The 20,096-nt window shown below is 58.9% G+C and carries 15 protein-coding genes; 7 read left to right on the forward strand and 8 right to left on the reverse strand.

The features are described from left to right. The first annotated feature begins 11 nt into the window (after positions 1 to 11). Positions 12 to 3,191, forward strand: a complete 3,180-nt coding sequence (locus tag KGA82_RS17520; protein ID WP_008044286.1) for an efflux RND transporter permease subunit — start codon at positions 12 to 14, stop codon at positions 3,189 to 3,191. Then, on the forward strand, positions 3,188 to 4,609 hold the full coding sequence (locus KGA82_RS17525) for an efflux transporter outer membrane subunit (protein ID WP_223451556.1): 1,422 nt from the start codon (positions 3,188 to 3,190) through the stop codon (positions 4,607 to 4,609). Before KGA82_RS17520 ends, KGA82_RS17525 begins: the two co-directional genes overlap by 4 nt. A gap of 228 nt (positions 4,610 to 4,837) precedes the next feature. On the opposite strand, the gene KGA82_RS17530 is transcribed toward KGA82_RS17525, so the two are convergent. The 3 genes from KGA82_RS17530 to KGA82_RS17540 are packed head-to-tail and all read right to left on the reverse strand — an operon-like array spanning position 4,838 to position 8,145. After that, positions 4,838 to 5,803 (reverse strand): HlyD family secretion protein, encoded by a 966-nt coding sequence (locus KGA82_RS17530; RefSeq protein WP_223451557.1) that lies wholly within the window; start codon positions 5,801 to 5,803, stop codon positions 4,838 to 4,840. 4 nt (positions 5,804 to 5,807) lie between these two features. Further along, positions 5,808 to 6,008: a DUF1656 domain-containing protein gene (locus tag KGA82_RS17535; RefSeq protein WP_008026537.1), complete on the reverse strand. Its 201-nt coding sequence runs from the start codon at positions 6,006 to 6,008 to the stop codon at positions 5,808 to 5,810. After that, a complete protein-coding gene (locus KGA82_RS17540; protein WP_223451558.1) occupies positions 5,998 to 8,145 on the reverse strand; it encodes an FUSC family protein in 2,148 nt (715 codons plus the stop codon). Before KGA82_RS17540 ends, KGA82_RS17535 begins: the two co-directional genes overlap by 11 nt. Before the next feature lie 179 nt (positions 8,146 to 8,324). On the opposite strand from KGA82_RS17540, the gene KGA82_RS17545 reads away from it, so the two are divergent. Then, entirely contained in the window at positions 8,325 to 9,380 is a 1,056-nt protein-coding gene (locus KGA82_RS17545) for a tetratricopeptide repeat protein (protein ID WP_223451559.1), read from the forward strand. A 181-nt stretch (positions 9,381 to 9,561) separates the two neighbouring features. Here the strand turns inward: KGA82_RS17545 and KGA82_RS17550 are convergent, their stop codons facing one another. From KGA82_RS17550 to KGA82_RS17570, 5 genes are all read right to left on the reverse strand, one after another. Next, positions 9,562 to 9,939: a response regulator gene (locus KGA82_RS17550; protein WP_008026542.1), complete on the reverse strand. Its 378-nt coding sequence runs from the start codon at positions 9,937 to 9,939 to the stop codon at positions 9,562 to 9,564. A 77-nt stretch (positions 9,940 to 10,016) separates the two neighbouring features. Beyond that, positions 10,017 to 11,198 carry a hybrid sensor histidine kinase/response regulator gene (locus KGA82_RS17555; RefSeq protein WP_223451560.1) on the reverse strand — a complete coding sequence of 394 codons (1,182 nt, stop codon included), beginning with the start codon at positions 11,196 to 11,198 and terminating at the stop codon, positions 10,017 to 10,019. Further along, a complete protein-coding gene (locus KGA82_RS17560) occupies positions 11,192 to 11,785 on the reverse strand; it encodes a chemotaxis protein CheB (protein ID WP_223451561.1) in 594 nt (197 codons plus the stop codon). The genes KGA82_RS17555 and KGA82_RS17560 overlap by 7 nt, the downstream gene beginning before the upstream one ends. After that, positions 11,782 to 12,615 (reverse strand): CheR family methyltransferase, encoded by an 834-nt coding sequence (locus KGA82_RS17565; RefSeq protein ID WP_008044275.1) that lies wholly within the window; start codon positions 12,613 to 12,615, stop codon positions 11,782 to 11,784. The genes KGA82_RS17560 and KGA82_RS17565 overlap by 4 nt, the downstream gene beginning before the upstream one ends. Beyond that, on the reverse strand, positions 12,615 to 16,106 hold the full coding sequence (locus tag KGA82_RS17570; protein ID WP_008044274.1) for a response regulator: 3,492 nt from the start codon (positions 16,104 to 16,106) through the stop codon (positions 12,615 to 12,617). Before KGA82_RS17570 ends, KGA82_RS17565 begins: the two co-directional genes overlap by 1 nt. A gap of 262 nt (positions 16,107 to 16,368) precedes the next feature. Between KGA82_RS17570 and KGA82_RS17575 the strand changes: the two genes are divergently transcribed. The 4 genes from KGA82_RS17575 (at position 16,369) to KGA82_RS17590 (ending at position 20,066) form a co-directional block, all read left to right on the forward strand. Then, entirely contained in the window at positions 16,369 to 16,734 is a 366-nt protein-coding gene (locus KGA82_RS17575) for a response regulator (protein ID WP_223451563.1), read from the forward strand. A gap of 91 nt (positions 16,735 to 16,825) precedes the next feature. After that, positions 16,826 to 18,127 carry a glycosyltransferase gene (locus tag KGA82_RS17580; RefSeq protein WP_223451565.1) on the forward strand — a complete coding sequence of 434 codons (1,302 nt, stop codon included), beginning with the start codon at positions 16,826 to 16,828 and terminating at the stop codon, positions 18,125 to 18,127. A gap of 50 nt (positions 18,128 to 18,177) precedes the next feature. Further along, the gene (locus KGA82_RS17585; RefSeq protein WP_223451567.1) at positions 18,178 to 19,071 is read left to right on the forward strand and encodes a phospholipase; all 894 of its coding nucleotides are present in this window, start codon (positions 18,178 to 18,180) and stop codon (positions 19,069 to 19,071) included. A 119-nt stretch (positions 19,072 to 19,190) separates the two neighbouring features. Further along, complete coding sequence (locus tag KGA82_RS17590) at positions 19,191 to 20,066, forward strand: phospholipase (protein ID WP_223451569.1); 876 nt, start codon at positions 19,191 to 19,193, stop codon at positions 20,064 to 20,066. Positions 20,067 to 20,096 lie beyond the last annotated feature (30 nt).

Raw genomic sequence — 20,096 nt, forward strand, 5'->3', positions numbered from 1 at the left:
TAACGACTCCGATGAATTTTTCCCAATTCTTCATTTCACGGCCGATCTTTGCAGCGGTGCTATCGCTGCTGATCCTGATCGCCGGTGCCATCTCGCTGTTCCAGTTGCCGATCAGCGAATACCCGGAAGTCGTGCCACCGACCGTTGTGGTCCGTGCCAACTTCCCGGGTGCCAACCCAAAAGTCATCGGTGAAACCGTGGCCGCTCCTCTGGAGCAAGCCATCACCGGCGTCGAGAACATGCTGTACATGTCCTCGCAGTCCACCGCTGACGGCAAGATCACCCTGACCATCACCTTCGCGCTGGGCACTGACCTGGACAACGCACAGGTGCAGGTGCAGAACCGCGTGACCCGGACCGAGCCGAAACTTCCAGAAGAAGTGACGCGCATCGGTATCACCGTGGACAAGGCATCGCCCGACCTGACGATGGTCGTGCACTTGACCTCGCCGGACAAACGCTACGACATGCTCTACCTGTCCAACTACGCCTTGCTCAACATCAAGGATGAGCTGGCGCGTCTGGGCGGTGTCGGTGATGTGCAGCTGTTTGGTATGGGCGACTACTCGTTGCGGGTATGGCTCGATCCGAACAAAACCGCTTCGCGCAATCTGACCGCGACCGATGTCGTAACCGCGATCCGCGAACAAAACCGTCAAGTCGCTGCCGGTGCCTTGGGTGCCCCGCCTGCGCCGAATGCCACCGCGTTCCAGCTGTCGGTCAACACTCAGGGTCGTCTGGTTTCCGAAGAAGAGTTCGAGAACATCATCATTCGCTCCGGCGACAACGGTGAAATCACCCGTCTGAAAGACATCGCGCGCGTCGAGCTGGGTTCCAGCCAATACGCCCTGCGTTCCTTGCTGAACAACCAGCCGGCGGTGGCGATCCCGATCTTCCAGCGTCCTGGTTCCAACGCGATCGAAATCTCCAACGAAGTGCGCGACAAGATGGCGGAGCTGAAGAAGAGCTTCCCGGAAGGCATGGATTTCAGCATCGTCTATGACCCGACGATCTTCGTGCGCGGCTCCATCGAAGCGGTGGTTCACACCCTCTTCGAAGCACTGATCCTCGTGGTTCTGGTCGTGATCCTGTTCCTGCAAACCTGGCGTGCCTCGATCATTCCGTTGGTGGCGGTGCCGGTTTCGTTGATCGGTACATTTGCAGTGATGCACTTGTTCGGCTTCTCGCTGAACGCCTTGTCGCTGTTCGGCCTGGTATTGGCCATCGGTATCGTGGTGGACGACGCCATCGTGGTGGTGGAGAACGTGGAAAGGCACATCGAGCTGGGAGAAACGCCCGTAGAAGCCACCAAGAAAGCCATGCGAGAGGTGACCGGGCCGATCATCGCGACGGCGCTGGTGCTGTGTGCGGTATTTATCCCGGCGGCGTTCATTTCCGGACTCACCGGCCAGTTCTACAAACAGTTTGCCCTGACCATTGCCATCTCGACCGTGATCTCGGCGTTCAACTCGCTGACACTGTCCCCTGCCCTGGCCGCCGTGCTGCTCAAGAGCCACAGTGCGCCGAAAGATCGCTTTACCAAAGTGCTTGATAAACTATTGGGCGGCTGGCTGTTCCGTCCGTTCAACCGGTTCTTCGAACGCGCCAGCCATGGCTATGTCGGCACCGTAGCCCGGGTTATCCGCAGCAGCGGTATTGCCCTGCTGTTGTACGCAGGCCTGATGGTGCTGACCTTCTTCGGTTTCGCCCACACCCCGACCGGTTTCGTACCTGGCCAGGACAAGCAATACCTGGTGGCTTTCGCGCAACTGCCGGACGCTTCCAGCCTGGACCGTACCGAAGACGTGATCAAACGCATGTCCGACCTGGCACTGAAACAGCCTGGCGTGGAAAGTGCTGTAGCGTTCCCGGGCCTGTCGATCAACGGCTTCACCAACAGCCCTAACGCCGGCATCGTGTTCGTGACCCTGAAACCGTTCGACGAGCGTAAAGACCCGAGCATGTCCGCCGGTGCGATTGCCGGTGCATTGAACGGCCAGTTCGCCGGGATTCAGGAAGCCTACATGGCGATCTTCCCGCCGCCGCCGGTACAAGGCCTGGGCACCATCGGTGGTTTCCGCCTGCAGATCGAAGACCGGGGCAACCTGGGCTACGACGAGCTGTACAAAGAAACCATGAACATCATTACCAAGAGCCACGGTGTGCCGGAACTGGCAGGCCTGTTCACCAGCTACACGGTGAACGTGCCGCAAGTCGATGCCGCCATCGACCGGGAAAAAGCCAAGACTCACGGCGTGGCCGTCAGCGACATCTTCGACACCCTGCAGATTTACCTGGGTTCGCTGTATGCCAACGACTTCAACCGCTTCGGTCGTACCTATCAGGTCAACGTCCAGGCCGAGCAGCAGTTCCGCCTCGAACCGGACCAGATCGGTCAGCTGAAAGTGCGCAACAACAAAGGCGAGATGATCCCGCTGGCGACCTTCATCAAGGTCAGCGACACCTCGGGCCCGGACCGCGTGATGCACTACAACGGCTTTATCACCGCTGAAATCAACGGTGCGGCAGCCCCAGGCTACAGCTCCGGCCAGGCCGAAAAAGCCATCGAGAAATTGCTCAAGGAAGAACTTCCGAACGGCATGACCTACGAATGGACCGACCTGACCTACCAGCAGATTCTGTCCGGCAACACCGCACTGTTCGTGTTCCCGCTCTGCGTATTGCTGGCGTTCCTGGTACTCGCGGCGCAGTACGAAAGCTGGAGCCTGCCACTGGCGGTGATCCTGATCGTACCGATGACCCTGCTGTCGGCCATCACCGGTGTGATTGCTTCGGGAGGCGACAACAACATCTTCACTCAGATCGGCTTGATCGTTCTGGTGGGGCTTGCCTGCAAGAACGCGATTCTGATCGTCGAGTTTGCCAAGGACAAACAGGAAGAAGGCATGAACCCGCTGGCTGCGGTGCTTGAAGCCTGCCGCCTGCGTCTGCGGCCGATCCTGATGACCTCCTTCGCGTTCATCATGGGTGTGGTGCCACTGGTGTTCTCCAGCGGTGCCGGTGCCGAAATGCGTCACGCCATGGGTGTGGCGGTGTTCTCCGGGATGCTCGGGGTGACCTTCTTCGGCCTGTTGCTGACGCCAGTGTTCTACGTGTTGATCCGTAATTTCGTGGAACGCGGCGAGCAGCGCAAAGCGGCCAAAGCCCTGAAACTGGAGGCGCAACAATGAGCCTGAAAGCCTTCCTGCCGAGCCTGCTGGTACTGGCCCTGAGCGCCTGTGCCGTCGGCCCGGACTACAAGACCCCGGCCACTGAACCGGCCAACATCACCACCGCCACCGATGGCGCTGCGGGTCAGAAAAACTTCGACCGCTCACGTTTCGAAGGCATCTGGTGGCAGCAGTTTGAAGACCCGACCCTCAACCAGTTGGTGACGCAATCGCTGCAAGGCAACCGTGACTTGCGCGTCGCCTTCGCTCGCTGGAAGGCGGCCCGGGCGATCCGCGATGACGTCAGCAATGACGCCATGCCGACCATCACCAGCCGCGTCAGCAGTGATCTGGGCAAAGGCCAGATTCCGGGCGAGACCACCAAACGGGTCAATAGCGAACGCTATGACCTGGGTCTGGACATGGCCTGGGAACTGGACCTGTTTGGTCGCATCCAGCGCAACCTGGAATCCAGCGACGCCGAACAGCAAGCGGCCGAAGCGGATCTGTACCAACTGCAAGTCACCATGATTGCCGAACTGGTGGACGCCTACGGTCAGCTGCGCGGTGCGCAACTGCGGGAAAAAATTGCCCTGGCTAACCTGAACAACCAGCAGGAGTCGCGCAAGATCACCGAAAGCCTGCGCGATGCCGGCGTCGGCGATCAGCTCGATGTGGTCCGCGCCGATGCACGCCTGGCGTCTGTCGAAGCCAGCGTGCCGCAATTGCAGGCCGAACAGGTTCGGCAGAAAAACCGTATCGCCACCTTGTTGGGTGAACGTCCGGACAAACTGACCGTTGACTTGAGCCCGAAAGACTTGCCGGCGATTGCCAAGGCACTGCCGATCGGTAATCCGGGAGAACTGCTGCAACGTCGTCCGGACGTTCTCAGCGCCGAGCGCAAACTGGCTTCGGCCACGGCGCGTATTGGGGTGGCCAAGGCGGATCTGTTCCCGCGGGTCAGCCTCAGCGGCTTCCTCGGCTGGACCGCCGGACGTGGTTCGCAGATCGGATCCTCGGCGGCCAACGCCTGGGCGCTGGGCCCAAGTATCACTTGGGCGGCGTTTGACCTGGGCAGTGTTCGAGCCCGTATCCGCGGCGCCGACGCGGATGCCGAAGGCGCCTTGGCGACCTACGAGCAACAAGTGCTGCTGGCCCTGGAAGAATCGGAAAACGCCTTCAGTGATTACGGCAAACGCCAGCAACGCCTGATTTCGCTGATTCGTCAGAGTGAATCAAGCCGCGCGGCAGCCGACCTCGCTGAAATTCGCTACCGCGAAGGCACGGCGGACTTCCTTGTCCTGCTCGATGCCCAACGCGAACGTTTGGCGGCGGAAGACACTCAGGCCCAGGCCGAAGTCGATCTGTATCGCGGCATCGTCGCGATCTACAAGGCTCTGGGTGGCGGTTGGCAACCAGAGACGATCGCCAGCAAGTAACACGTTATAGAGCTCTTTTGGCTGGTCGCAACCAACCAATTTTTTAGCCCTGCGCCTCATTCGGTCGCGGGGCTTTTTTTTGGTATTGAGGATTACATCATTTTCAGCCTCAACACAGTCCATTGTAGGAGCCGGCTTGCTGGCGATGGTCTCAAGTGCGCCGCAGTGAAACAATCCGTACGCATTATCGTTAACGACCATCGCCAGCAAGCCGGCTCCTACGGGGGATCAGGGGTGATTTTGGGAGGTGCGGGTTTCCTGCACGGTCACGGTGGCCGTTGTCCCCGCCCGCAGTTTGTCCTTGCCGGCATAGTCGGCGTCGATTTTTATCCGCACCGGCACCCGTTGCGCCAGTTTGACCCAGGTGTAACTGGGGTTGATATTGGCCAGCAGGCGGCCGCCGGGCAGGTTCTCGCGGTCGGCGATGGCGAAGGCAATGCTTTGCACCGTGCCGCCGAAGGTTTCGCCGCTCATCAATTCGATCCTGACCCGATCACCCTCCCCGATTCTCGGCAGCTTGGTTTCTTCGAAATAACCGCTGACATAAAACGAATCGCTGTCCACCAACGCCAACAATGCGCCCCCGGCCGCGGCATAGTCGCCCTGTCGGGTCAGCAGGTTGGTGACGTAACCGCTGACGGGCGCTTCGACCCGGGTACGCTGCAAATCCAGTTCCGCCTGGGTCAAGGCCGCGACGGCCAATTGCACATTGGCCTGCGCCAGCCCCAGGTTGGCCTGGTTACGCAGCAACTCGGCCTGTGCTACCGCCACCTCTGTGCTGGACTTTTCCCATTCTTCGCCCGAAATCGCGAAGCGTTGCTTGAGCGTGCGCCGCCGGCGCTCTTCACTCTGACGCTGGCGCAGCAGCGCTTCGCTGGCGACAATCGCTGCTTCGGATTGGCCGAGAGTGGCCTTCGAAACCTCCACCGAACGCTTGGCATGCTCCACTGCGAGGACGTAGCGAGCCGGGTCGATCTCCAGCAGTAACTGGCCCTTGTCGACATGCTGATTGTCCTGAACCCTCAGCGCGACAATCCGACCCGATACATCGGCGGACAAGGTCACCACATCAGCCCGCACCCGTGCATCGCGAGTCCAGGGGGCGCGGGTGTAATGCTCCCAGGCGAACCAGCCGAGCACAAAGGCCAGCAGCACCACCGCCACTGTTGTGAGCCGGGCAAGGATCTTCTTCAAGGCATCAGGCTCCCATCACCAGAATCAGCGTCGCGCAAACGCAGGCGTACAACGCACCTTCAAACAAGGCTTCGTGCCAGACGAACCGCAACACACCGAGACGGCGCAAGGTCCAGTCCAGTAGCAGGAAAATCGGCAAGGCCAGCAACAGCGCCTGCGCGATCGGCGGCAAATAGACGCCGCCCACTTCCAGGTCAATGGGCAAGGATGGGGTCTCCTTCCTGTTCGGCGGGTTGAAACCAGGCGCGATATCGCTCCAGAAACGACACCACAATCAGTAGCGCCACGCGCATCCTGAAGACCGACCACAGGTGTTCATGAACGTCCAGATGCAAGTCGTCCATTTCATCACCCAGGACATGCAGGTTCTCCAGCAACCGTTCAATGTCGATCCCGGCGCGCCCGGCAATCAATCGCCCTGTTTCGCGGACCGCCGCCAGCAAACGGTTCAATTGATCGGTACTCAACAACGTGTTGTCTTGCGCCTGTTGCCTGAGCTGATTCAACGCCACGCCCAGTGCCATGCACCCGAGGCTGACTTCAAACAGGTCTCTGGAATGCTTGTCACTGATCGCCGGCAACAACCCCAACATCATGGTCAGGCGGTCGACCATGCGGCTTTCAAACGCAAATTGTTGCTCGTCGGTGGCCGGGGTCTTCAGCAAAGCGTAGACCTGCTGGCAGTTCTCATTGAACAGCCGACGCATCCGCAAGACGGGTCGGAACGGGAAGATCAGGGCATAGACACTGAGAGCGAGTGCGGTGGCACTGATATAGGCACCGGCAAACTCGAACCACTGAATCGCGGTGTTTTGCCCGACGCCGACGTTTTGCGGGCCCAGCAACAGCATCGTCGTCAATCCGAGGCCGATGCCGGTGCCCGTGGTTGGCGGGCTCGACAGCCCCACCGCGACGGCATACAGCAACGGAGCGAGCAGCAAGGCCAGCAGCTCGAAGCTATTGATCATCGGAATCAGCAAGAACAGATAGAGCGCCGACACCACCAACGACAGACCCAACCCCCTGGCAAAGCTTTGGCTGGCCAGTAATGGCCGAGGGAAAGTCGCCATCAGCGAACAGAGAATCCCCACCACAATCATCCCGCCCCGAGCCCCGTCCCAACCGGTCTCGATCCAGATGAACCCGGCCACCACCAATGCAGTAAAGGCGCGGATTGCGTTCATTGCCGCCAGCGTATAGTCCAGATGCAAAGGATTTTCCTGGCCGCGGAATACGCTACTGGCCGCCCGCTCTTCCTGGATTGCGTCGCTCAGCTCCAGCATCTGCCCCAGTTGCTCCAACATCCGGGCCTGTTCCCAGCGCAGTGCCCAGGCCAGGGAGCGCAACGTGGCAGGCATTGTTTCGGTGAGTTGTTCGGCCTTATAAGCCTGATCATCGAAACGCTGTTGCAGCGCCGCGAAATGGTGCCGCGCCTCGCTCGACAGCGAGCGCCCTTGCAGGGCCAGTTGATCGAGGAAGGCCAGCTCTTCGGCGCGCAAACGCTGGATTTCCTCGGGTAATGCCCCTTGCCAACGCTCGGTCAGCAGTTCTCGCTGGTGACGCAGCGCCGTCAGGCGCGAGGTCAGCAACACGAGCTGATTACCCAGTAGCTGCACGAGACCATTGGCGCTGCGTAACCGTGGCGCGTCGAAATACAAATGTCTGCGCACACCTTCGAGGGCGCTGATTTCCCCCAGCAGTTGCATCTGCCGACGGTGAAAGTCAGCCTCGCTTTCTTCGGTACGAATGACCGCCGCGGCATGGGTGGCCAGCAGCTTGATGACTTGATCGATTTTGGCGAAATAGTCCCGGGCCACGGTTTCCGGGCGCGCGGTGAGCAGGCTGACCACACACACGCAGGCCACCGCCAACAAGGTTTCGGTGACGCGGGTCACGGCCAACAGGAACGTGCCGTCCTGATCAGGTACTGCCAACAGTGCCACGACCACCGCCGTGTAGCCGCTCAAGACAAATGCCTGGGAACTGGTGTAGCGCAACAAGGTGCCGCCGGCGGTACACAACGCCAGCCACAAGGCCAGGGTCACGATGAAAGGCAACGGCGCCTGGGGAAAAATGGCCATGATCACCACCGCGACGACGGCCCCGAGTGTGGTGCCGATGACCTGACCGAAACTGCGGGCCAGGGCCATTCCGCCCAATGGTTGACTGACGATGACCACCGCCATGATCGACCACTTGGGTTGGTCTAGGTCGAACAGGAACGCCAGGTACAGCGTCAACAGCCCGGCCGCAATGGTTCTCAAGGCGAACAACACCACCCCTGGGCCAGGGTTGAGTATTGCCTTGAAGTATTGAAGCAGCGGTTGCATGGGAACGCTCATCGAGTCATCTCCAGCAAGCGTAGTCACTGCTTCAGCGGCTCGACAGGGTTTCAGTGTCGACAGCACTTGTAGGAAAAATACTGACTATTCGCCGCGCAATGGCCTCAGGGTTTGACTCACAGCCCGGCCTGACCGAAGCTGGCAACCTTGCAAAAGCTTGCCTGCTACCGGATTCCTGCATGCCCCAGTCCCGCCGTTACCTGATCATCAGCCTCTGTGTCCTGTTTGCCATCGGCCTTGCGTGGCTGTTGCTGCGCAGTACAACGCCCGTGGTGCCGGAGGCGATCAAGCGCGGTTTCAGCGAAGCGCTGGCCCAGGCGCGGGCCGGGCAACCGGGCGCAGCGCGGGTTTTGTACCAGCAATTGGGTCGCCCTGACATTTCGCCCAAACGCCGTGTCTGGCTGCATGCCGAACTGCCCAATTATCCCAGCCCGCTCGCCCTGAAGCTGGCGGACGCAGACCTGCAACACCCGGCGGCCGAAGTGCGCATCGCTGCGATCAAAAGCATCAGCGGTTTAGTCCCCAGCGGGCAGCGCAGCCTGCTGTTGGGCCCGTTGCTCGATGACAGCGAACAAAGCGTGCGGTTTACCGCCGTGAACGCATTGCTTGGGCTCTCGCCGGATGACCTTGGTTTGTACTTTGGGCCGTTGCAGCAGGCGATCGACGCGTGGGAGCAAGTGCTCACGAGTGCGCCCGACAGCGCGGACAACCAGTACCAGCTGGCCCGGCTGCATCTGCACAACGGCGAATTCAAGGCGGCGCAACAGGCGCTCGAGAACACCTTGCGCCTTGCGCCTGACAATCTGCCGGCACTGGTGATGCAGATCGAGGTGCTGGACAAACAGGGCCAAGGCGAAGCCGCCCGGTTGCTATTGGCCAAACAATTGAAGGCTCAACCCGATTCCGCCTACCTGCAACATGCCCTGGGGCTCTGGCTGCTGCATCACGGGCAAAGTGAGTTCGCCCTGCTCGGCCTGTCCAAAGCCGTGGAGCTGGAACCGGACAACAAGGATTACCGCTACGACCTCGCCACCACGCTACACGGCGAACAAGAGCTGGAAGCGGCGCAGAAACAGTTGCAGGAAATCGTCCAGCGCCATCCGGCCGACCGCAAGGCACGGGTGTTGTTGATCAACTACTGGAAAGAAAGCGGGCAACTGCAAAACGTGCAGATTCTGTTGGCGCAACTCGAACAGCTCAATCCGGACGATCCCGCCCTGCAGCAAGGGCTTTAAATCATTGTTGATCTTGCGGTCGCCATCGCCAGCAAGCTGGCTCCTACAGGATCGGGGCAACACGACGCAGCATTGTAGGAGCGAGGCTCGCCCGCGAAGAACGATAACGCGCAGTGTCAGAACTTACGCCATCGCCAGCAAGCCGGCTCCTACAGGTCTGGGACAACCTGTCGAGCCATGCTCAGGACAGCATGTCCTGCATTATTTCCTGCAACACATCCAGATCAAACGGCTTACCCAGAATCGGCGCCGTGCGCGTGATCGGACTGTCGGTCTCGCGGATTTCCTGCGGGTAGCCGCTGATGAAAATCACCTTGAGCTCCGGTCGCAGTTTCACGGCGGGTTCGGCGATCTGCACGCCGGAGATCCCGCCCGGCAGTCGGAAGTCGGTGATCATCATGTCCAGATGCGGCTTGCTCGCCAGAATCTCGAAGGCCTGCTCGCCGTTTTCGGCCTGCAAAACCCGGTAACCCTCACCCGACAGGTAGGCCGACAGCACCATCAGGATGGAGGGGTCATCTTCGACGATCAGTACGACATCTTGTGCATCTTCACTCATGGGTAGCCTTTGTTCGGTCAATAGCTGCTGATACGACCGTGAGGTCGATCAGAGGTTGCGTTTAAATGGCTGTTTTCCTACAGCGGCAGACAAACGCGAAACAAGGCGCCTTCGCCAATCCGGCTCTCGACGGTAATGGTACCGCCATGGGCGGTCACAATCTGTTCTGAAATAAACAACCCCAGGCCCAGCCCGGCGACGGCGTGTTTGGCCGAAACCCGTTCGAACTGCTGGAAAATACGCTTCTGGTTTTCTTCACCAATGCCGATCCCCTGATCGCGTACGTCCACCCGCGCCTGACCGCTCTCACTGTACACCTTCACGGTGATCGGGCTCTTCGCGCCGTATCGCAAGGCGTTGGTCAGCAGGTTGGAAATCACCTGTTCTATACGAAATTCGTCCCAATTGCCCTCCACCGGATGCTCGGCGTACAGGGTGACCGAGGATTCGGCGGCATCGATCTGCGGGGCGAAATTTTGTAACAAGTTGCGCACCAGCGCCGACAGATCGAAGCGTGTCGGTCGGATCGACAGCTTGCCAGTGCGAATGCGCGACACATCGAGCATGTCTTCGATCAGGCGAATCAGGCTTTTGATCTGCCGTTCGTCACGATCGACCATCGCGTGCATCTTTTCCAGGGTGAACGCTGCGGCGTTGTCGCGCGCCAGGTGCATCTTGCGCAGCTGGGTTTCGAGGATCAGGCCGTTGAGCGGCGTACGCACTTCGTGGGCGACGATGGACATGAAGTCATCGCGCATGCGCACCGCCTGCTCCAGTTCCTGCTGGGTGCTCTGCAACTGTTTAAGCAGCGCTTCCTGCTCGCGGCGGCTCTGCTCCAGCGCTTCGACCTGCTGCTTCATGGCCTTGCTCTGGCGGAACAGATCGACGAACACGTTGACCTTGCTCTTGACCGCGTGGATATCCAGCGGCTTGTGCAGGAAGTCCACGGCGCCGCTTTCGTAGCCCTTGAACGCATAGTTCAGCTCACGGCCGGCGGCGCTGACGAACACAATCGGGATGTTCTTGGTTTTTTCCGTGCCGCGCATCAACTCGGCCAGTTCGAAGCCGTTCATGCCAGGCATCTGCACGTCGAGAATGGCCATGGCGAATTCGTGTTGCAGCAGCAGCGACAAGGCTTCGTCGGCGGACAAGGCTTTGTAGACGATGCGGTCTTCGCGTTTGATCAGCGCTTCGAGCGCCAACAGGTTCTCCGGCAGATCGTCGACAATCAGCAGTTTGGCTTGGATGTTACTTAGCATGCTATTCGTTCCAGCTCGACAAGCAGACGGCCGATGTCGTTGATAGGGAGAACATGGTCTGGCTGGTGAACATCCAGCGCCGCCAGGGGCATGGTCGCGACTTGGGCTTCTTTCGGATCCTGGACGATGGTCAGACCGCCACGCTGTTTGACCTGGGCCAGGCCGCTGGCGCCATCGCGGTTGGCGCCGGTCAACAGCACGGCGGCCAGGGCGGGACCGTAGGCATCCGCCGCCGACGAGAACAGAAAGTCGATGGCGGGCCGCGAATAATGCACGCGGTCCTCCAGGCTCAGGGAAAAGCTGCGGTCCTGCTCCACCGACAAGTGATAGCCCGGCGTGGCGAAATACAGCGTGCCCGCTTCAATCAGCGTCTTGTCATGGGCCTCGACTACGCGCATGGCGACTCTTCGGGAAAACACGTCGGCGAGATGGCTGCGACGCTCGTCCGGCAGGTGCAGCACCACGATGATCGGCAGCACGAAGCCTTCGCGCAGAGGGCTGAGGATGCTCAGCAACGCCTCCACGCCACCGGCCGAAGCCCCGATCACGATAGCCTCCACAGAAGGCAATTTCGCTGCACTGTTCATGATTTACGGTAGATCCGTTCTTGTTTGACCAACGGCTCGAACTGGTTGCCGAAGGCCGAAAAATCCGGGGTTTCCTTGCTGCCCAGCACCAGAAAGCCGCGATGACAAAGGGATTCGTGGAACAACCCGAACGCCCTGTCCTGAAGTTTTTTATTGAAATAAATCAAAACATTACGGCACGAAATTAACTGAGTTTCTGAAAAGACACTGTCGGTCGCCAGGCTGTGGTCGGCGAAGGTCACGTTCTCACACAAACTCTTGTCGAAAATCGCGTAGCCATACGCCGCCGTGTAGTAGTCGGCGAATGAACGCTGGCCACCTGCCTGCTGGTAGTTATGAGTGTAGGCCCGGACATTCTCCATGGAGAAAATCCCCTGCTTGGCCTTGTCCAGCGAGCGCGGATTGATGTCGGTGGCATAGATGATGGTGCGATCGAGCAAACCTTCCTCGCGCAGCAGGATCGCCATCGAGTACACCTCTTCACCGGTGCTGCAACCGGCGATCCAGATCTTGATCGAGGGGTAGGTCTTGAGCAGCGGCACCACTTCCTGGCGAATGGCGAGGAAGTGCGAAGGGTCGCGGAACATCTCGCTGACCGGGATCGTCAGCAATTGCAGCAACTGCATGAACGCGGTTGGATCGTGCAGCACCTTTTCCTGCAGCGCCGAAATGGTCGCGCACTCGAACTGGCTCAACGCATGCTGGACGCGGCGTTTGATCGACGCGCCGGAATAATCACGAAAGTCGTAGCTGTATTTGAGGTAAATCGCCTCGATCAACAACCGCAATTCGATTTCGCTACTTCGCTCCACTGAATAATTGCGTTCCACTAAATGCGTTCCATCTTCGGTAACCACACGCGAATCAGCGAGAACAGGCGATCCAGGTCGATGGGCTTGGCCAGGTAATCGTTGGAGCCGGCCTGCAGGCAGCGCTCCTGATCGTCCTTCATGGCCTTGGCCGTCACCGCAATGATCGGCAGCTTGCGCCAGCGCGGGTCCTGACGGATCAGGCTCGTCGCCTCGAAACCGTCCATCTCCGGCATCATCACGTCCATCAACACCAGATCGATGTCCTCCACTTCATTCAGTCTTTCAATCGCCTCACGACCGTTCCGGCCGATGACCACGATTGCGCCCTTTTGCTCCAGCGCGCTGGTAAGGGCGAAGATGTTGCGCACATCGTCGTCCACCAACAGCACTTTGCGACCCTCGAAGACCTTGTCGCGGCTGCGCGCGGTCTTGAGCATCGTTTGCCGTTCATGGGACAACCGCGATTCGACTTTGTGCAAAAAGAGTGTGACCTCATCCAGCAGACGCTCCGGCGAGCGTGCACCCTTGATGATGATCGAGCGCGAATACTTGCGCAGTTCGGTCTCTTCATCGCGAGTGAGGTTGCGCCCGGTGTAGACGATCACCGGCGGGAACGAACAGATGTCCTCGGTGGACATGCGCTTGAGCAGATCATTGCCCAACATGTCGGGCAGTTTCAGGTCGATGATCATGCAGTCGAAAACGGTGGTGCGCAGCAGGTCCAGTGCATCCTGCGCGAGGCCGACCGCAGTGATCTCAATGTCATCGTCGCCGATCAACCGGGCAATGCTGTCGCGCTGCAAGTCGTCGTCTTCCACCAACAGCACGCGTTTGACCTTCTGGGTCAGCTTCGCTTCGAGGCGGGCAAACACGTCCTTGAGCTCTTCACGGGTGGTCGGCTTGACCGCGTAACCAATGGCGCCCATGTGCATCGCGGCTTCGACCCGGTCTTCGACCGAGATGACGTGCACCGGGATGTGTCGGGTTTCCGCGTGTTCCTTCAGGCGCTGCAACACGGTCAGGCCAGAGTGGTCCGGCAGGCGCATGTCCAGCAGGATGGCGTCGGGGATGTATTCCTTCGCCAGGTCATAACCTTCGTCGGCGCCATGGGCCACCAGGCACTGATAACCCAGTTCGTGGGCCAGATCGTAGAGGATGTGCGCGAAGTTTGACTCATCTTCCACCACCAGAATGCAGCGAGTGGTGAAAGGTGCCTTGCCTCGATCATCGTCGAAACGCGGGATATCGACTTCGGCGATCAGCGGCACCAGGGCAGGCGCCGGTGCTCTCGGCGTCAGCGCAACCGGTGAGGCCTGCATCGGCTCGACCGGCGTCTCGCCCGGTTCAACGTATTGCTGCGGCAAGACCAGGGTGAACACACTGCCCTGCCCCGGTTCGCTGGTGACGCTGATGGAACCGCCAAGCAGTGCCGCCAGATCGCGGGAAATCGACAGGCCCAGCCCGGTGCCGCCGTAACGGCGATTGGTGGTGCCATCGGCCTGGCGGAACGCTTCGAAAATGCTTTCCTGCTGCTCTTGTGCGATACCGATCCCGGAATCGCGGACGATAAAGGCAATGCCGTCGCCGGGCTGGCTGGCGACGGTCAGGCTGACCGTGCCTTTCTCGGTGAATTTCACCGCGTTGGACAGCAGATTCTTCACCACCTGCTCCAGACGCTGGCGGTCGGTGAAAATCATCATCGGTGCGCCGGGCTGCACATCGACCTGGAAATCCAGCTGCTTGTCCGTCGCCAGTGGCTGGAACATCCCGCGCAAACCGTCCACAAGGCGGGCGACGCTGGTGTTTTCCGGACGCATATCCAGCTTGCCGGCTTCGACCTTGGAGATGTCGAGAATGTCGTTGATCAAGTTCAGCAAATCATTACCGGCCGAATAGATCGACTCGGCGAATTTGACCTGTTCGGCGCTGAGGTTTTCCTGCGGGTTTTCCGCCAGCAACTTGGCCAGGATCAACGAACTGTTCAGCGGCGTGCGCAATTCGTGGGACATATTGGCGAGGAATTCAGACTTGTACTTGCTAGAGCGCTGCAACTCTTCGGCGCGCTCTTCGAGTTGGGCCTGGGCCTGATTGAGTTCGGTGTTCTTCAGGTCCATGGCATCGCGTTGCTCGGCCAGAGTCAGGGCCTGTTCGGCAAGTTGTTCGTTGGTCTGCTCCAGCTCGACCTGCTGGGTTTCCAGGTGCGCCTGGGATTCCTTGAGAACCCTTGATTGCTCTTCAAGCTCTTCGTTGGCGGTCTTGAGCTCTTCTTGCTGAACTTGCAGTTCTTCGTTGAGTTGCTGGGTTTCGGCCAGCACTTCCTGCAAGCGTTGACGATAGCGCGCGGCCTCGATGGAAGTGCCGATGTTGCCGGCAATCAGTTCGAGCAGTTCGATGTCGCGGTCGTTCAACGGGCGCAGGAAGCCGAGTTCGATGACCCCGTTGACCCGATCGTCATCGCTGGTCGGCACCACCAGCACGCTGTGCGGCAAGCCTTCACCAAGGCCGGAACTGACCTTGAAATAGTTGCTTGGCACGTTGTCGAGGCGTATCAGCTTCGCCTGTTGCGCCACTTGCCCGACAATCCCTTCGTCGCTGTAAATCTGTTGTTCAAGGGCTTCCTGCTCACGGGAAAAACCGTAAGAGGCAATGCGCTTGAGGCCGCCATGCTCCTCACGTACATAAATAGCCGCCACCGCCGTGCCGAGGTATTGCGCGCAAAACTGCAGAATGTTGCGCCCTAGCAGATTGAGCGACAGTTGCCCCAACACTTGCTCGGCCAGCTCGGTCTGGCCGTTGCGCAGCCAGGCTTGCTGTTCCAGTCGATGGGCACTGGCCTGCTGCGCGGCCAGGTTGGCGCTGTAGCTTTGCGAAAGGTTGAGCAGATCCCGACGGCCAATGTAGGCGAGCAACCCGCTGATGCCGACAATGAACAGCAGATAAAGGCTGATGCTCCAGATCGTGCTGCGGCGCACTTCTTCGTTACGCGTGGCGCGTAACTGCTGCTCCATGTCGATCACGTCTTCGAATTGCTTGCGGATTTCATCAGTCAGGCGTTTGCCGCGCCCGGCCTTGATGGCGCTGCGGTAGTCACCGCCCGCATGCTGCAAGTCGATCATGTTCTGCGCGTAAGTCGCCCATTCATCCTGCAGGGCCTGGAGCCGTTGCAGGCGGTCGGTTTGCACCGGGTTGTCCGCCGTCAGTTCGAGCAAGGTCTTGACCGCTACCGCGACTCTCGGCTTGGCGGTTTCGTAGGGTTCAAGAAATCTCTCGTCGCCACTGAGCAGGAAACCGCGCATGCCGGTCTCCAGATCGACGGTCAGCTTGACCGCTTCATTGGCGTTATTGATCACCCGGTCGGTGTGCTGGACCCACTGGATCACCGACAGCAGATAGGTGATCAGCGAGACAAAGAACACCGCGCTGAGCACACCGACACCCAACGGCAGGCTGACGTTGCGGCTCAGGAGTTTACGAAATCGTTGCTCGTCAACCGAAGACGCAGTGGTCATGGGAGGGCCTTGTCGAACTGTTGGAATCCAGGGAGTCTGCCTCAAATCCGCCGCATTGATCCAATTTTCTGACGTGATTGTGCGCGAAATCCTACATTCAACTGCCCCAGCGCAAAGGAGCGGTTATCCTTGTCCACCCTGGTACGGCTATTCTTTTTCCAGCGGGGTCGGGAACTTGTCGGGTTCCGTTACTTACTCATGCTAACGCCCGGCGTTTTTGATCGGACCGGTCACTGCGAACTCAACTGTCGAGAGCCCCATTATGTCCGCTGAACAATCCATCATCCTGGTCGTTGAAGACGACGACATTGTGCGCATGCTGATCGTCGATGTGCTGGAGGAGCTGGAATTCAAGGTACTGGAAGCTGACGGATGCGAGCAGGCGCTGGCATTTCTCAATGATGAAGATCAATACATCGATCTGATGATGACCGACGTCGGTTTGCCGGTCATGGATGGCCGCGAACTGGCCACGCAGGCGCGCATGGTACGCCCGGAACTGCCCGTCCTGTTTGCCAGCGGCTACGCAGAAAATATTGAGGTGCCCGCCGGAATGCATGTGATCGGCAAACCGTTTTCCATTGATCAATTGCGCGACAAGGTCAAAGGCATTCTCGACAATGCCTAGCCTTCGTTGAGCGGGCTGAGGAATCGTCCTCGGCTGTGGTTTAATTGCGCCCCGCTTTTATTCCCCTGCCCGCTTCAAGGAATCTCCCCGCATGAGTCTGCCCCGCGCCACCAAAGTCCTGGTTATCGGCTACGTCTGGCCCGAGCCACGCTCTTCCGCAGCGGGTGGGTATGTGATGCAACTGCTCGGGACGTTTCTGCAACAAGGTTGGGACGTGACCTTCAGCAGCCCGGCCGGTGCTGGCGAACATCAGGAAGACCTGACGGCGCTGGGCATTCGTGAAGTGCCGATCGAACTGAACAACAGCAGTTTCGATGTGTTTGTCCGCGAACTGGCGCCGGACATCGTGCTGTTCGAGCAATTCATGATGGAAGAACAGTTCGGCTGGCGTGTCGAGAAGCACTGCCCCGATGCCTTGCGCGTGCTCGGAACGCAAGATTTGCAAAGCCTGCGCCATGCCCGGCATCAACGGCTCAAGGACCGGTTGAAGGCGAGCGACGATGACAATGACTTCAGCGGGCTGTTCGCACCGGCCTTGCGTGAAGAATTCGAACTGATGGCCGACACCGATCTGGCGAAACGGGAAATCGCTGCGTTGTATCGCTGCGACTTGAACCTGATGATTTCCGAAACGGAAATCGAATTGCTGGTCGAGCAGTTCAAGGTGCCGCGCAGCCTGCTGCACTGGTGCCCGTTGATGGTCGACCTACCGAGCGCGCCGCTGGCGGGTTTTGAGGAGCGCACGGACTTCCTCAGTATTGGCAACTTCCGTCACGCGCCCAACTGGGATGCGGTGCTCTGGATGAAAACCACCATTTGGCCACTGATTCGCGAGCAGTTACCCACCGCTCGTTTGCTCATCTACGGGGCCTACACGCCACCCAAGGCGACCGCGCTGCACAATGCGGCGCAAGGTTTCCATGTAATGAACTGGGCAGAAGACGCGTTGCAAGTGATGTCGGCCGCTCGCGTGTGCCTGGCGCCATTGCGTTTCGGTGCGGGCATCAAGGGCAAAATCGTCGACGCGATGATTTGCGGTACACCGAATGTCACCACGCCGATCGGTGCCGAAGCGATGTATGGCCAAGGCCCCTGGCCGGGCGCCGTGACCCGCACGGCACGCGAGTTTGCCGATAGCGCAGTGCAACTCTATAAAGACCAGGCCCAATGGTCGAACGCCCAGGCTGTTGGCCTGGAACTGCTGGCCGAACGTTATCAGCTGCACACCCACGGCCCGGCGTTGATTGCAAAACTCGAGTATTGCCAACAGCACCTGTCGACACTAAGACGGGACAACTTTACCGGTAGTATGTTGCGCCACCACCAACATAAAAGCACTCAATACATGGCGCAATGGATTGAAGCGAAAAACCGAACTAAAGATGACACTTGATCGTTAGAATCGTCTCCTCTGACGATTAACCTACTGTGCAAGGACGCACAATGAATAACGATCTAACAGCAACTAATCTTAATTTCCTCTACAACAACCAATCATTTACCACCCATCGCTGGATGACCCAACTTCCGGCCATTGATTCACTCACGCTTGCGGAACTTGTTTTACCTGGCGCGCATAATGCCGGCGTGGACAAAAAGGCCTCGTATGCGGCGCCGGGCATCAGTCACTGGGCCGCTTGCCAGACCCATACGTTCTACTATCAATTGACCCAAGGCGCCCGCGCGCTCGATGTCAGGCTGGAGTATGAAATCGGTCGCAATGGCGTCGGAACCTTCTGGTGCCAGCACAACGGTTTTCGCTCCTCCCGCTCCCTGGAAGACCTGATCACGAGCGTGATCCGGTTTCTGCAGGAAAACCCCGATGAGTTCATCGTGCTGGATTTTCATCAGTTGAATGCAGGCAACCAGGCCTTTGACCATCGGGAGTTCAACCGCCTGCTGATGACTCATTTGGGTGACCGGATAATTCCTTACAGGAATGCGGACCTGACACTCGGTCAATTGAAACGGGCCAGTCATGCCCGGCGTGTGCTGGTTGCCGCCGAATATCACCCGAGCTTCGATGCCACCTTGTTTTGCCGGTACATTCCGCACGAATGGAGCGGAATCGGGACGACCAGCATCAGTGAGCTGAACGCGCATATCTCGCAGGTCATGCGATACCCGCCAACCAGCGACATGCCATGGTCGCTCTCCGCCACCAGTTACCATGCCGTGGGCGGCCCGGTGAACATCGGCGAGCAGCTTGATCAATGGTTTGACCCGGCCGTCAGCGAGTGGATTCTGAAGTGCAGCATTATCAATGCGGACTTTTTTGAAACATCGAATCTGGTCAGCCATTGCCGGATGGCCAATCTGATCAAAGCCAACGCCTGACACTATTAATTTGTGCAGATGTTTCCGTCGCTGGCAATGTCGGAACGCAGCTCTATGCTTGAAATTACATATATCCACTTCATCCCACGGATGGGCTGAAGCCACTATCAGGAATGACAATGACCCAATCTTTACAAGGTACGCTCGACAAAAAAAAATGGATGAGTAATGTGCTCGACATCGACCGCCTGAAGTTGACCGACTTGATCTGGCCAGGCACTCACAACAGTGGCATGGACAAAAAAGCCCCCAACTATGATGTTGTCATTGGTAACTGGACCACGGGCCAAAACGATTCATTTGCGTGGCAACTGGCCAATGGTGCACGGGCATTTGATATCCGACTTGGTTACACCGAGGGGCACGATCAATCGATCTTCTACTTTCATCACAATGGCTTTCAGTCTCATCGTGTCCTTGATGAGCTGATCGACGCGACAACCGCGTTTCTTGATCAAAACCCGGACGAGTTCATCGTCTTCGACTTCCACCAAATGGGCGACGGTGCCAAGCGTTTTGACCACAAGAAACTCAATGACCTGCTGGTGAGTCGACTCGGGCACCGAGTCATACCGTCCTACGACGCGTCGAAAACGGTGGGTCAACTCAAACGCATGAGCACCCGCCGCAGGCTGGTGCTGGCAGCGCACGTTGTGCGGGGGCTGGACGATGATTACTTCTGGCCGCGCATCCCGCACAAATGGAGCGGCGAAACCTTCACCGACACGGCGGAACTGGAACGCCACATTGCCAACGAGCTGCAAGACGCACCGTTCGAGAGCTTTCTCTGGTCGTTATCGGCCACCAGCTATGGCTTTCTGGGCGGGCCTCAAGACATCAAGAACCAGATCAACGCCTGGTTCAACCCGACCCGGGACTGGGTGACGCGATGCAGCATTGTCAGCACCGACTTTTTCGATGAGTCAGACATCGTGCGTTACTGCTGGAGCGCGTCGAGCATGAAGGCGGTTTATGGCAGCGCCCTGCATCCGTAACCGGGCGCATGACGTCGGTCGACATGCCCC

Source organism: Pseudomonas sp. BF-RE-22 (genome assembly GCF_019956155.1).
GTDB lineage: Bacteria > Pseudomonadota > Gammaproteobacteria > Pseudomonadales > Pseudomonadaceae > Aquipseudomonas > Aquipseudomonas migulae.